Here is a 585-nt window from a genome sequence, read left to right on the forward strand (position 1 = left end):
CCGCGCGCGGCTTCGCGGTCGAACAGGCCGCCGGCGCGGCCTTTGTGCGCGACATGGATGATCACAGCGCCACTCTCCCGTGCCCGCGCCAACAGACGCGCCGCCACAGTGATCGCGGACTGCGCATCGGGCAGGGCCAGCGGGCCGGCGCAATATTCGTTCTGGATGTCGATCAGCACGAGGCAGGCTTCATTGAGCTTTGGCGGGTTGAGATCGGCGCCGGCGAGTTCGAGCAGGGTCTTGGGAGCGGTCATGTTGGTCAGGCCTTCCAGGGATATCGGATGGCGCGATACTAGCGCAGCATGGGCCTGCTAATGTGCAGGACTATTGCAGCATATGGCTGCAGATTTGCAGGATGCGGCATCGCCTGCTAGGCTCATCTGGATGAACTGGGACGATCTGCGCATCATTGCCGCGGTGAGGGACGAAGGTACCTATGCCGGTGCCAGCGCGCGGCTGCGCATCGACGAGACCACCGTCGGCCGCAGGCTGGCGCGGATCCAGCGCGATCTCGGCGTACCACTGTTCGATGCGGTGGACGGGCTGCGGCGTCCGACACGCCATTGCGAGGCAGTGCTCGAGCAT

2 protein-coding genes are annotated in these 585 nt (G+C 65.1%); one reads left to right on the forward strand and one right to left on the reverse strand.

Annotated features, from left to right (window positions below):
* Positions 1-254, reverse strand: a 254-nt coding sequence (locus tag MOV74_RS39925; protein ID WP_246933080.1) for an isochorismatase family protein, incomplete at its 3' end; no start/stop codon positions are given.
* Positions 255-384: 130 nt separating this feature from the next.
* Here MOV74_RS39925 and MOV74_RS39930 point away from each other — a divergent pair.
* Positions 385-585, forward strand: a 201-nt coding sequence (locus MOV74_RS39930) for a LysR family transcriptional regulator (RefSeq protein ID WP_246933081.1), incomplete at its 3' end; no start/stop codon positions are given.

It is taken from the genome of Bradyrhizobium sp. SHOUNA76 (assembly GCF_023006445.1).
Classification (GTDB): domain Bacteria; phylum Pseudomonadota; class Alphaproteobacteria; order Rhizobiales; family Xanthobacteraceae; genus Bradyrhizobium.